The organism is Nocardia higoensis NBRC 100133, from assembly GCF_000308595.1.
In the GTDB taxonomy this organism is placed as follows: domain Bacteria; phylum Actinomycetota; class Actinomycetes; order Mycobacteriales; family Mycobacteriaceae; genus Nocardia; species Nocardia higoensis.
On record NZ_BAGA01000004.1, the window covers coordinates 44,402 to 57,699 of the forward strand.

The 13,298-nt window shown below is 68.1% G+C and carries 9 protein-coding genes; all 9 read left to right on the top strand.

Annotated elements, in window-relative coordinates:
* Positions 1–5: 5 nt before the first annotated feature.
* The 9 genes from ON26_RS00430 to fadD32 all read left to right on the top strand — a co-directional run bounded on the left by ON26_RS00430 (position 6) and on the right by fadD32 (position 13,210).
* Positions 6–1,940: an arabinofuranosyltransferase AftB family protein gene (locus ON26_RS00430; RefSeq protein ID WP_040793901.1), complete on the top strand. Its 1,935-nt coding sequence runs from the start codon at positions 6–8 to the stop codon at positions 1,938–1,940.
* Between the two features lie 248 nt (positions 1,941–2,188).
* Positions 2,189–3,244 (top strand): alpha/beta hydrolase, encoded by a 1,056-nt coding sequence (locus tag ON26_RS00435; protein ID WP_040793902.1) that lies wholly within the window; start codon positions 2,189–2,191, stop codon positions 3,242–3,244.
* Positions 3,245–3,583: 339 nt separating this feature from the next.
* Positions 3,584–4,663 carry an alpha/beta hydrolase gene (locus tag ON26_RS00440; protein ID WP_083883630.1) on the top strand — a complete coding sequence of 360 codons (1,080 nt, stop codon included), beginning with the start codon at positions 3,584–3,586 and terminating at the stop codon, positions 4,661–4,663.
* A gap of 410 nt (positions 4,664–5,073) precedes the next feature.
* On the top strand, positions 5,074–6,111 hold the full coding sequence (locus tag ON26_RS00445; protein ID WP_083883631.1) for an alpha/beta hydrolase: 1,038 nt from the start codon (positions 5,074–5,076) through the stop codon (positions 6,109–6,111).
* A gap of 386 nt (positions 6,112–6,497) precedes the next feature.
* A complete protein-coding gene (locus tag ON26_RS00450) occupies positions 6,498–8,249 on the top strand; it encodes an alpha/beta hydrolase-fold protein (protein WP_085998923.1) in 1,752 nt (583 codons plus the stop codon).
* 72 nt (positions 8,250–8,321) lie between these two features.
* Positions 8,322–8,867 carry a DUF732 domain-containing protein gene (locus tag ON26_RS00455; RefSeq protein ID WP_040793904.1) on the top strand — a complete coding sequence of 182 codons (546 nt, stop codon included), beginning with the start codon at positions 8,322–8,324 and terminating at the stop codon, positions 8,865–8,867.
* 38 nt (positions 8,868–8,905) lie between these two features.
* Entirely contained in the window at positions 8,906–9,841 is a 936-nt protein-coding gene (locus ON26_RS00460) for a cutinase family protein (protein ID WP_040793905.1), read from the top strand.
* A gap of 240 nt (positions 9,842–10,081) precedes the next feature.
* On the top strand, positions 10,082–11,101 hold the full coding sequence (locus ON26_RS00465) for an LLM class F420-dependent oxidoreductase (RefSeq protein ID WP_040793906.1): 1,020 nt from the start codon (positions 10,082–10,084) through the stop codon (positions 11,099–11,101).
* Between the two features lie 192 nt (positions 11,102–11,293).
* Positions 11,294–13,210 (top strand): long-chain-fatty-acid--AMP ligase FadD32, encoded by a 1,917-nt coding sequence (gene fadD32 / locus ON26_RS00470; RefSeq protein WP_040793907.1) that lies wholly within the window; start codon positions 11,294–11,296, stop codon positions 13,208–13,210.
* Positions 13,211–13,298 lie beyond the last annotated feature (88 nt).

Consider the following 13,298-nt stretch of genomic DNA (forward strand, 5'->3'; position numbering starts at 1 on the left):
AAAAGTTGGTCGATGCAGCGGAGCGAACTGAAGACGAGACGGATCGCCCTGCGCCGCAGGAGCGGTCCGTCTCGTCCGCGCTGCGCCTGCCTTCGGCTCTCTTCGTCGGTGGGATAACGCTCACCGTCGCGCTGTTCGCCATCGGCGGCTGGAACCGGCGCTGGATCGCCGACGACGGCCTGATCGTCCTGCGCACGGTGCGCAATCTGCTCGCGGGCAACGGCCCGGTGTTCAACATGGACGAGCGGGTCGAGGCCAACACCAGCACCGCCTGGACCTACATCGTCTGGTTCTTCAGCTGGCTCACCCAGGTTCGCCTCGAGTACGTGGTCCTCGCTGTGGCGCTGACCCTTTCGATGATCGCGATCGTCTTCGCCATGCTGGGATCGGCCCGGCTGTGGGGCGGCTCCGGCTCGTCGTTGCTGCTGCCCGCGGGTGCGATCGTCTACATCTCGCTGCCGCCCGCCCGCGACTACGTCACCTCGGGCCTGGAGACCGGTCTGGTCATCTGCTGGCTGGCGGTGCTGTGGTGGTCGATGATGCGCTGGGCGCAGGCCGACCGGGTGCGCCCCGGCGGGCTGGCCTGGCTGGTCTTCCTCGCCGGGCTGGCGCCGCTGATCCGCCCGGAGATGACGCTGGTCGGCGGCCTGGCGCTGGCGATGATCTTCTGCGCGCCGATGCCGCAGTGGCGCTTCGGTCCCGTGGCCACCCGCATCGGGATCGTCGCGGTGGCCGGCGTGCTGCCGCTGAGCTATCAGGTCTGGCGGATGGGCTACTACGGCCTGCCCTACCCGAACACCGCCGTCGCCAAGGACGCGGGCGGCGCCAAATGGGCGCAGGGTTTCACCTATCTGTGGGATCTGGTCGGTCCCTACCTGCTGTGGCTGCCGCTGCTGATCCTGCTCGCCGCGGCAGTGGTCGCGATGCGCGGCGGCGGGCTGCCCGCCTGGTCGCCCGCGCCCGGCGCGCACGAGGTCACCGGCGCTTCCCGACTCGCGAAGTGGCAGCGGTGGCTGCGCTCGCCCGCGGCGGTCGTCACGCTGGTGATCACCAGCGGCCTCATCCTGACCGTCTACGCGCTGCGCGTCGGCGGCGACTTCATGCACGGGCGGATGCTGCTGGCGCAGGTGTTCCTGCTGCTGCTGCCGGTCTCGGTGCTGCCGCTGCGGCTGCCCCGCTCCGGATCGGCTCTCGCCCGGCGCAGCTTCGGCTTCGTGCTGCTGGCCTGGCTGGCGACCATGGGCTGGGCGCTGTTCGCCGCGGGCACCACCGCGATCACCTCCGGCACCAAGATCAACGAGTCCGGCATCGTCGACGAGCGCGTCTACTACGTGCTCAACACCGGCCACGATCACCCGATCCGCGCCGAGGACTACCTGGACTATCCGCGGATGCGGGCGATGGTGGCCGACATCCGCCGCAATCCCGACGGCGGCCTGCTGCTGAATTCGCCGTCGTTCATGTTCTGGTACATCGCGCCGCCGCCGCTGCCCATCCCCGAAGGCGGGGCCGGGCACACCGTGTACTTCCTGAACCTGGGCATGACCAGCATGAACGTCCCGCTCGACGTGCGGGTCATCGACCCGATGGGACTGGCCTACCCACTGGCCGCGCACAGCGACCGGCTGGTGGACGGGCGCATCGGGCACGACAAGAGCCTGTATCCGGACTGGGTCGTCGTGGATGCCGGCATGGTCGATCAGAAGCCGTGGATGCCCTGGTTCCTCGACGAGAAGTGGGTGGCCCAGGCCAGGACCGCGCTCAGCTGCGACGACACCCACGCGCTGCTGGTCTCGACCCGCGATCCGCTCACCTTCGAACGGTTCCGGCACAACCTGCGCAATGCGCTGAGCTTCGCGAAGTACCGCATCGATCGCGTGCCCAAATACGAGATCGCGCGGTGCGGTCTGGTCGATCCTTTCCCGCAACCGCCGCGCTGATCGCGAGCCGATAAAGATCACGGGTTGTCACACCGGCCTCGAGCGTGCACTCTTGGCGCAGAGATTGCAGTGTGATAGTGGGATATACCTCTTTGTCTCGGTTTGGTAACGTCCGAGCAGGGGGGTGGAGTTAGGCTCGTCCGCGACGCCCGTGGGCGTGTTCTGGACTTAGTTCAATTCCGGTCGGCTGCCATTGCCGTCCGGACGCGGTCGAGTCCGGCCGCTCGAAGGAAAGGCCGAAAGAGAAGATGCGAGCTCGAAGAGCCGGCGCATGGCTCAAACGCGCGGTGGTCATGTCGGTTGCCGTGCTGATGCCGCTCGGTGTGACGGTGGCCGGTGGTGGAGCCACCGCCTCGGCGGCATTCAACCCCTCCGGATTCGATTTCTGGGTGGATTCGGACATGGGTCCGATCAAGTCCAGGATCTTCCGTGCCGCGGACGGAAACACCAACCGCGTGGTCTACGCGCTCGACGGCATGCGCGCGCGCAACGACCTCAGCGGCTGGGAGATCGACACCGAAGTCGCCCGTGAGCTGACCAAGTGGAACATCAACGTGGTCATGCCGGTCGGCGGCATGTCCAGCTTCTACGCCGACTGGAATGCCCCGAGCACCATCCTCGGCATCGGCGGCGGTTCCAGCGGCTCCTCCTCGGCGTCGTCGGCGGGCTCCTCCTCGGGCTCCGGCGCGCTGCAGATGCTGGCCGGCGGCCCCGGTAAGAGCACCCGCTACACGTGGGAAACGTTCCTGACCGACAACCTGCGCTGGGCGCTGCGCGACCGGCTCGGCTTCAACCCGAACCGCAACGGCGTGTTCGGCCTGTCGATGGGCGGCTCGGCCGCGCTGACGCTGGCCGCCTACCACCCGGATCAGTTCAACTACGCCGCGTCCTACTCCGGCTACCTGAACGTTTCCGCGCCGGGCATGCGTGAGGCCCTGCGTGTCGCCATGATCGACGCGGGCGGCTACAACATCGACTCGATGGCCCCGCCGTGGGGTCCGCAGTGGCTGCGGATGGACCCGTTCGTCTTCGCCCCGAGGCTGAAGGCCAACAACACCCGCCTGTGGGTCTCGGCGGGCAGCGGCCTGCCCGCCGCGCAGGACGGCCTGAGCTTCGGCACCCTGAACGCGATGGGCCTGGAAGCGCTGGCGCTGGCCAATACCCGCGCCTTCCAGGTGCGCATGGCGACCCTGGGCGCGAACAATGTCACCTACGATTTCCCGGCGGTCGGCGTGCACAACTGGCGCTACTGGGAGACCGAGGTCTACCGGATGATTCCCGACCTGTCGGCGACCATCGGCTGACCGATAGCCCGACGTCGGTCGGCCGGGCGCGATCGCCCGGCTACCCACCCCATGGGACGGAAAACCGCCCGCGGCAGCATGCCGCGGGCGGTTTTTCATGCGCGCGACCGGATAGATCCGTGACCCGATCGGCAACGAATCAGTAGCGGCGGCCCCGCGTGCTTGTGACTGGCATCACTTTCCAGCAACATGTAGGCATTCGTTGCCGATTGATTACCCGGAGAGAATGCACTGAGGTCGTCATGTCCGATCTGCTTCGGACTCCGTCCCTGTGCTCGGACGAGAAGACCGGACAGATAGCTAGATGATTGCCGGTCGTCCTGGAGAAAGGTCGATGGTATGCGAAGTCTCCGCTGGAAACGTGCGACGCCGAGGGCCTCCGGAGCGCACGGCGGGTCCCGGACCCGTGCGTGGACGCGACGCTGGGCGGCCGGACTGGCAACCGCGTTGCTGGTACCCCTCGGCGTCTCGGTGACCGGGGGCGGCGCGGCGGCCTCGGCGGCATTCGATCCACGCGCGTTCGATTTCTGGGTCGATTCCGAAATGGGTCCGATCAAAACCCGCGTGCTGCGCGCCGCGGACGGCAACACCAATCGCGTAGCCTATGTGCTCGACGGCATGCGTGCGCCGGAGACGCTGAACGGCTGGGAAATCGAGACCGATGTCCCGGCGCTGCTGGCTTCCTGGAACATCAATGTGGTGATGCCGGTCGGCGGTATGTCGAGTTTCTACGCCGATTGGAACGCGCCGAGCGAATTCTTCGGTATTCCGGCGGGTAGCGGATCCAGTACGGGATCGGGCGGGTTGAACGGCTTCGCCGGTGGTCCCGGCAAGAGCTATCGCTACACCTGGGAGTCGTTTCTGACCGACAACCTGCGCTGGGCGCTGCGCGACCGGCTCGGCTTCAATCCCTACCGCAACGGCGCGTTCGGCCTGTCGATGGGCGGCTCGGCCGCGCTGACGCTGGCCGCCTACCACCCGGATCAGTTCAGCTTCGCCGGCTCGTTCTCCGGCTACCTCAACATCTCGGCGCCGGGAATGCGCGAGGCCATCCGCATGGCGATGCTCGACGCGGGCGGATACAACGTCGACGCCATGGCGCCGCCCTGGGGTCCGCAGTGGCTGCGCATGGATCCGTTCGTCTTCGCGCCGAATCTGGTCAACAACGGGACCAGGATCTGGGTGGCGGCCGCCAGCGGCCTGCCCACCTCCTCGGATCCGCCGAGTTTCGGCACCTTCAACGGCATGATGCTCGAAGCGCTCGCGCTGGCGAATACGCGTTCGTTCCAGGTGCGTATGGCGACTTTGGGTGGAGGTAACGCGGTGTATTCGTTCCCGCCATTCGGAATCCACGCGTGGAACAACTGGCGTGACGAGGTCACCAGGATGTTGCCGGATATGTCGGCGCATATCGGATAGCCGAAGCAACCGCCGAACCGCCGAACCGCCGGGCGCTGCCGCGCTCGGCGGTTTCGTCGTGCGTTCCGAACGGCTACAGCGCAGGCGGATTCCGGTGTGCGACATGGCATCGCCGAACGGCAATCGGACATCCGGGACGACATCGCGGCGCGAACGCGGTATGGTCACCGCACGATCACATCGCGGGTGCGGTGGGATATCGGCCAACGGAAATATCTCGGTCTTGCCCGGGAATGTCCGGGTCGAATATTCTTCCGCGAGCACAAGTGTGACCAGATCGTTGTAGCGCCGTCATTGTGTGCCGGACTGTCGGGGCCGGCACACGGTGGCGTGCGTCTCGTTGGCAGCACGGGTGGTGCCTCGTCGGCTCGGCGTGGCGACACCACAACAGCAGAAAGAGAGCGACATTCATGCGATTCGGCAGGGCCGCCGCGCCGAAGAGAGTCCCGTCGGGTAAGCGAGGCACGCCTCGCGGTTGGCGTCATCGGATCCTGGCGGTGGGCGCCGCCGCGCTGGCGCTACCGGTTGCCGCCGGAGTGGCGGCCCCGACGGTCGCTACCGCCGCTCCCGCCCACGCTCCGGTGCTGCGCGCGCCGGCCGGTGGGTTCGAAGAGTTGATGGTCCCCTCGTCCATGGGCCCGATCAAGGTGCAGGTCCAGTGGGCCTCGCGTGGCGGCAGCGCCGCGCTGTACCTGCTCGACGGCATGCGGGCGCGCGACGACCGCAATGCGTGGTCCTTCGAGACCAACGCCATCGACCAGTTCAAGGACGCGAACATCACCCTGGTGATGCCGGTGGGCGGTGAGTCCAGCTTCTACACCGACTGGTACGCCCCCTCCAGCACCAACGGCCAGAAGACCACCTACAAGTGGGAAACCTTCCTGACCGAGGAACTGCCGAACTTCCTTGCCGGATACGGTGTTTCCAAGACCAACAACGCCGTCGCCGGTCTGTCCATGGGTGGCAGCGCCGCGCTGGCGCTGGCCGCTTACCACCGCGATCAGTTCAAGTACGCCGCGTCCTACTCCGGCTACCTGAACATCTCGGCACCGGGCATGCGTGAGGCGATCCGCATCGCGATGCTCGACGCGGGCCGCTACAACGTCGACTCGATGGCCGCGCCGTGGAGCCCGCAGTGGCTGCGCATGGACCCGTTCGTGTTCGCCCCGCAGCTGCGTGGCCTGCCGATGTACATCTCGGCGTCGAGCGGCCTGCCGGGCCAGCACGATCATCCGAACTCGGCGGTCGGCGTGTTCAACACCGGCAACGCGATGGCGCTGGAAGCCCTCTCGCTGGTCAACACCCGCGCGTTCCAGGTTCGTCTGAAGTCGCTGAACATCCCGGCGTTCTTCAACTTCCCGGCCACCGGCACGCACTCCTGGAAGTACTGGGAGTCGGAGCTGTGGAACTCGCGTCAGGGCATCCTGGACGCCACCGGCGCCTGGTGACATCCACGCGAAAGGCATGACCCGGCCCAGCTGACCGGGCCGACACGAAATCGACGAGGCCGCCGCTTCCGAATCCGGAAGCGGCGGCCTCTGTCGTTGCTGCCGTGGTGGCCGAATTCGCCGCGGCGGTGGACGGACCGCCGATATGCTGTGACGCGCATCACGATTGGCTCGCTTTTCGGGGGTGGGCGATCCGGTCACTGCTTGCTCACACGCGGCGCGCCTTACCCGGAATCCCGCTCCGACCGGGGTACAAACAGCGGGTGGTCGGATTTGCTTGGAGTAAGCCGAGTCGGCGCCGCGGTGGCGGCGTCCGGCAGCTCTTCGGTGGATTAGCCCTGGTCGCCGCGATATCTGTGCTGCCGGCTGCGATCACGATCACCCCGATGGCTCCGCATGCGGCCGCTCAACCCGCGGCAGCGGCATCCGCAGCAACTGTCCAGCAGGCGATTTGGCTGAGTGACCGGCGGGTCGCGCTGTGGGTCACCTCGCCGTCCATGGGCGCCCCGGTACAGGTGCAGCTGCTGCTCGCGCGCGACTGGAACTCCCGACCCGACACCAGGTTTCCGGTCCTGTTCCTGCTGGACGGGCTGCGCGCCACCGACGACGAGAGCGGTTGGACCAAGGACGCGGGCGCCGCGGAGTTCTACGCCGACAAGAACGTGACCGTGGTGCTGCCGATCGGTGGCCAGTCCAGCTTCTACGCCGACTGGCTTCGCCCCGACAACGGACGCAACTACCAGTGGGAGACCTTCCTCACCAAAGAACTCCCGCCGCTGCTGGAGAGCCAGTGGCGCGCCACCGACGCGCGCGGCCTGGCCGGGTTGTCCATGGGCGGCACGGCGGCGATGTTCCTGGCCGGGCGCAATCCCGGGTTCGCCCGCTACGCCGCCTCCTATTCCGGTTTCCTGACCACCACGACCCTGGGCATGCCGCAGGCCATCCAGTTCGCGATGCGCGACGCGGGCGGCTTCGACGCCGACGCGATGTGGGGCCCGCCGTCGAATCCCGAGTGGGCCGCCCACGATCCGTATCTGCTGGCCGACAAGCTGCAGGGCGTCAGCCTCTACATCTCCAGCGGCAGCGGCACCACCGGCCCGTTCGACCAGGCGTCCGGAATCCCCGGCGTCAGCACCAATTACGCGGGCACCGGTCTGGAGATCCTGTCCCGGCTGACCTCGCAGAACTTCGTGACCAAGCTCGGCGAGCTGAAGATCCCGGCCACCGTGAACTACCGCGCGTCCGGCACGCACAGCTGGCCGTACTGGGATTTCGAGATGCGGCAGTCCTGGCCGCAGACCGCGTCCGCGCTGGCGGCGGAACGCGACAAGCCGGCCTGCGCCCCCGGTGGCGCGATCGGCACGGTGGCGGCGGGCAACGGCTGGCTCGGCGAATGCCTCACCGCCGAATACCAGGTGAAAGGTGGCGTCGCCCAGGACTTCCGGGGTGGCCGGGTGTTCTCCTCGGCGGAGAGCGGGACGCACACGGTGGGCGGCATGATCGGCGGGGGCTACCAGGCCGCCGGCGGTCCCGACGGTGTGCTCGGCCTGCCGACCGGCGGCGAACGCGATCTCGGCGACGGCCGCGGCCGGGTGCAGTCCTTCCAGCACGGCCCGCTGTACTGGACTCCGCAGACCGGGGCGCAGGTGGTGCGCGGGGCGATCCTCGAGGAATGGGGCAAGCAGGGCTACGAGCGCGGCCCGGCGGGTTACCCGATCGGACCCGAGGTGCAGACGCCGAACAAGGCCGGCGCGGTGCAGGCCTTCGAGGGCGGGCCGTTCTACTACAGCCCGAACACCGGGGTGTACCGGGTGCAGGGCCTGGTCCTGGGCAAATACGCGCAGATGGGATACGAGAGCAGCTGGCTCGGCTTCCCGCTCGCCGAAGAGGCGCCGCTGAAGGATCTGGGCCGGTTCAGCCGGTTCGAGGGCGGCAACGTCTACTGGAGTCCGCTGTCGGGCGCCTGGGCGGTGCGCAACGGCCCGATCATGGACGCCTGGCAGTCCGAGGGCTTCGAGAACGGCAGGCTCGGTTTCCCGATCAGCGACGAGTTCCCGATCTCCGGTGGTGTGCAGCAGAACTTCCAGGCGGGCTTCGTCACAGTGCGCGACGGCAAGGCGGAGGTTCACTCCCTCTGACCGGTCTCGGCCGATGCCGTTACCCTGGGGGCCGACCGCACCCCCTTGCGCACAGATCGAGGACAGACATACATGCACCGGATTCGTGGAAAGGTTTTCGGCGTTGCCGTGGCGATCGCGGCCACCGCTCTGCTCGCCGCCTGCGGCGATGACGATTCGACCGCGTCGAGCACGCCGACGTTGACCACCACGGCGACCTCCGCGGCCGCCGCGCCCAGCTCGACGGCGAGTGAGCCGGCGAGCCCGGCCCCGGAGGCGCCCGCCTCCGAGCCCGCACCGCAGCCGGAGCAGCAGACCGATACCGCCGCGCCCGAGCGTCCGCAGCCGGTGCCCGCCGAGCAGATCCCCGAGGCGGACACCTCCGGTCTCAGCGACAAGGACAAGCAGTTCCTGGCCGCGCTCGAGGAGAAGGGCATCAAGCCCTCCAGCCCGGACATCGCGATCAGCGTCGCCACCTACATCTGCCAGGGCGTGGCCGCGGGTGCCGCCGAGAGTGACCTGACCACCTTCGTCAACGCGATGGCGGGTTCGGACGCCTCCTTCGATCCGTCGAAGATGTCGGTCGAGGAAGCAGGCCGGATCTACATCGACACCGCCGAGCAGACGTACTGCCGGTGAGCGCACGTCGCGGGTCCTCGTCCCGCCGGCCCCGGCCGGTGGGACGTCTGCTGGTGCTGTTGATCGCCGCGCTGCTCGTCGCGGTGATCGTGCTGCTGTGGTTCCTGCTCGCGGGCAGGCTCAAAGTGCCGGGCCCCGGTCCGCAGCCGCCCGGTCCGCCGGCCGGTCAGCCCGCGAGTTGCCCTGACGTGCAACTGATCTCGGTGCCCGGCACCTGGGAGTCGAGCAGCACCGACGACCCGCGCAATCCGATGGCCAATCCACAGTCGCTGATGCTCAACATCAGCGGGCCGCTGCGCGAGCAGTTCCCGGCCGAGCGCCTCGACGTCTACACCGTGCCGTACGTGGCCCAGTTCTCCAACCCGGTGGCGATCCCGCCGGACGGGCAGCAGTCCTACAACAACAGCCGCTCCGAGGGCACCCAGCGCACCGTCGACGCGCTGACCGAGCGTGCGCGGGAATGCCCCTTGACCACCTATGTGCTGGCCGGCTTCTCCCAGGGCGCGGTCATCGTGGGCGATGTGGCCGAGCGGATCGGCGCGGGCGAGGGCCCGGTGCCCGCCGACAAGGTGCTCGGCGTGGCATTGATCGCCGACGGCAGGCGGGTATCCGGACCGGGACAGGCGATCGAGGTCGGTCCGTCCCCGACGGGTGAGGGCGCCGAGGTGGCGTTGAACGGGCTGAAGGTCCCCGGCATCACCATGACCGGCGCCCGGTCGGGTTTCGGCGAGCTCGCCGAGCGTACCTACACCATCTGCGCACCCGGCGACATGATCTGCGATTCGCCCAGGCAGGCGCTGAACCCGGTGAATTGGATCCCCAGCGTGCTGAGCCTGGTGCGCGCCGCGGGCAATCCGGTGCACGCCCTGTACAACACCTATGTCGTCGACGAGAACGGCACGACCGCCACCCGGTGGACGGTGGGCTGGGCGAGCGGCCTCATCCGGGACGCACCCGCCCCGCCCCATACGTGACCCACCCCCGTTCGTCCTGCACCGGCATTCCCGAGCCCCGGATCGGTACCGAATTCCCGACCACAAGCATGAGCTGACACAACACCGGTCACCTCGGTTGTGTGCCGTGTCGACCGGTGCGGTGACAACCGCACGACACATCGCCGGAACGCTGTAAAGTGCGCTGGTGATTCGCGACCGGCCCCGGATCCCGGGGAAGGCCGTCGCGCCGCATTTCCGCACAGCCAGGAGCATGTATCCATGACACAAGCCGCCGCACCGGCCGGTGAGCTGACCGCCTTGGGCACGCCGCTGCGCCCGTTTCGTTTCGCGGCCGCGGGCGAGGGGAACAAGCAGGAGGGCGGCGCTCGCAAGTTCGTCCAACTGGCGCAGCAGGCCGAGGAGTACGGCTACGACACCTTCGTCGTACCCGACCACCTCGGCGACCAGATCGGCCCGATCGCCGCGCTGGGCGCCCTCACCCAGGCCACCGACAAGATCCGGCTCGGTACTTCGGTGCTGGCCAACGGTTTCCGGCACCCCGTGGTGCTGGCCAAGGATCTGGCCACCATCGACGTGTTGTCCAAGGGCCGCCTCGAAGTCGGCGTCGGCGCGGGCTGGAAGCAGGACGAGTTCCTCGCCGCGGGCCTGCCCTACGAGAGCCCGGGCGTTCGCCTGGCCAAGCTCGCCGAAACCCTGACCATCCTGGACGTGCTGTTGCGCGGCCAGGAGTGCACGTTCCAGGGCAAGTACTACCAGGTCGACGGGGTCAAGGGCACGCCGCGCCCGCGCCAGGGCCCGCGCCCGCCGCTGTGTACCGGCGGTGGTGGCCCGAAGATGTTGCGCCTGGCGGCGCAGCACGCCGACATCGTCTCGGTTGTGCCGATGACCACGAAGAACGGCAAAGGCCTGCTCTCCGGCATTACCCTGGAAAAGGCCATCGAGAAGGTGAACCTGGTCAAGGAAGCGGCAGGTGACCGGTTCGCCGACATCGAGTTGAACTGGGCGATCACCGCCGTCGTCATCACCGACGACCGGGAGAAGACCGCCGAGATGGCATTGTCCGCGCTGGAGCGGGGCCTGGCCCCCGATCTCGAGGTGGATGTGAAGCTGACGGTCGAGGAACTGCTCGACTCGCCCTATGTGGCGATCGGCAGCTTCGAGGAGATCGCCGAGCAGATCAAGCGGGTGCGCAAGCTCACGTCGATGTCCTATGTCGGCATCTATCCCACGCAGATGGACGCATTCGCTCCGGTTATCCCCCTGCTGAGGGATGAGTGAGCGGGTCTTCTCTGTAACATGACCCTGGTTTGAGGACATCTAGCCGATAAGGCGGTCACCGCGCAGACCGCAGGAAATCTGCAGGTTGACTCTGCGACATGGAGCACCCGCGGGCGAAAGCGAGTCGAGGCCCCACAGATACCAACGGCGGTGTCGCCGTCATGCTGCGTGTGCCTCGGAGGAGAAGAAGGAATGGAAGAGACTTTCGACGACTACCTGGACGAAACCGGGAACATCCGAATTCCCGAGGGTCAGACCCTGGTTGATCACGTCGAGAAGCACACCCGCAACGACGCCAACACGCTTGCGTACCGGTATATCGACTATTCGCGAGAACGCGATGGCGAGGTGCACGAGCTGACGTGGCAACAGTTCGGTGTCCGGCTGCGCGCGGTGGCCGCCCGACTCCAGCAGGTGACCAAGCGGGGTGATCGGGTCGCCATCCTCGCCCCCCAGGGCCTGGACTACGTGGTTTCCTTCTTCGCCGCCATCTACGCGGGCGCCATCTCCGTGCCGCTGTTCGACCCGGACGAGCCGGGCCACACCGATCGCCTGCACGCCGTGCTCGGCGACTGCGAGCCCTCGGCCATCCTGACGGCCAGCTCCTCCGCCGCGGGCGTGCGCCAGTTCTTCCGCTCGCTGCCCGCCGCGCAGCGCCCGCGCATCATCGCCGTCGACGCGATCCCCGACAGCGTCGGGGAGAGCTGGGTACGCCCGGACATCTCGGTCGACGACATCGCCTACCTGCAGTACACCTCGGGCTCCACCCGGGTGCCCGCGGGCGTGGAGATCACCCACCGGGCGGTCGCCACCAACCTGCTGCAGATGGTCGACGCGCTGAACCTGGACTGGAACTCGCGCGGCGTCACCTGGCTGCCGCTGTTCCACGACATGGGCCTGCTGACGGTGATCCTGCCCGCGGTCGGCGGCAAGTACATCACCATCATGTCGCCGAGCGCGTTCGTGCGCCGCCCGTACCGCTGGATCAAGGAGCTCGCCGCGATCTCCGACGGCGCGGGCACCTTCGCGGCCGCGCCGAACTTCGCCTTCGAGCACGCCGCCGCGCGCGGCCTGCCCCGCAGCGGCGAGTCGCTCGACCTGTCGAACGTGCTCGGCCTGATCAACGGCAGCGAGCCGGTCACCACGTCCTCGATGCGCAAGTTCAACGAGGCGTTCGCGCCCTACGGCCTGCCCAAGACCGCCATCAAGCCCTGCTACGGCATGGCCGAGGCCACCCTGTTCGTCTCGGCCACCAAGGCCGAGGACGAGGCCAAGGTGACCTATGTGGACCGCTCCGAGCTGAACGCGGGCCGCATGGTCAAGGTCGATCCCGGCGCCGAGAACGCCATCGCGCAGGTCTCCTGCGGTTATGTCGCGCTGTCGCAGTGGGCCGTGATCGTGGATCCGGAGACCGTCGAGAACGACGGCGGCGGCCACGAGCTGCCCGACGGCCGGGTCGGCGAGATCTGGCTGCACGGCAACAACATGGGCATCGGCTACTGGAACCGCCCGGAGGAGACCAGGAAGACCTTCCGCAACCGGGTCACCGAGCGGATCGCCGAGGGCAGCCACGCCGAGGGCACCGAGCCGGACGCGAACTGGATGCGCACCGGCGACTACGGCGTGTACTTCGACGGCGAGCTCTACATCACCGGTCGCGTGAAGGACCTGGTGATCGTCGACGGCCGCAACCACTACCCGCAAGACCTCGAGTACTCCGCGCAGGAGGCGAGCAACGCGCTGCGGCCGGGCTTCGTCGCCGCGTTCTCGGTGCCCGCCAACCAGCTGCCCGCCGAGGTCTTCGAAGCCGACAGCCACTCGGGTCTGAAGTTCGACGCCGACGACGCCTCCGAGCAGCTGGTCATCGTGGCCGAGCGCGGTCCGGGCGCGGGCAAGGCCGATCCCGGCCCGATCGGCGACGCGGTGCGCGCGGCGATCTCCCAGCGGCACGGCGTCACCGTGCGTGACGTGCTGCTCGTGCCCGCGGGCTCCATCCCGCGCACGTCCAGCGGCAAGATCGCGCGGCGGGCCTGCAAGACCGCTTATCTCGAGGGAACGCTGCGGGGTGGTTACACCCAGCAGGCTTTCCCCGATGCACCGGAAGAGTAATTCACAAGGGTGAGCTTCGACCGCCGGTCGTCGGCGCCCGCCGGGGACATACCGTCCCCGGCGGGCGCCGATTCGCGGCGCGCCCGGT